Here is a 233-nt window from a genome sequence, read left to right on the forward strand (position 1 = left end):
GCTGCGCATGCCCGAGCAAGGCATGTTCGTGAAGACGGGCCCGCATGGTGGATCGCTGCGCGGCTCAATCGGTTGGGTCGCCCAGGTGCGACGTAAACAGGGCCAGTTCGGTTCGGACAACTACATCCTGTGTCACGCGGGCAACGGCGGATGGTTGATGCAGCACTCAAACAACGCTTTCTACCCGCTCACACCCACGGAGGTTGAGCAAGTGCGCCCGTACTTTGCGGATT

The 233-nt window shown here is 60.9% G+C and carries 1 protein-coding gene; it reads left to right on the forward strand.

Annotated elements, in window-relative coordinates; all coding sequences use genetic code 11:
* Positions 1-22: 22 nt before the first annotated feature.
* Positions 23-233, forward strand: a 211-nt coding sequence (locus AC3XQU_RS25035) for a hypothetical protein (RefSeq protein ID WP_489876784.1), incomplete at its 3' end; no start/stop codon positions are given.

The sequence above is a fragment of the Telluria sp. AZSoR62 genome, from assembly GCF_058111565.1.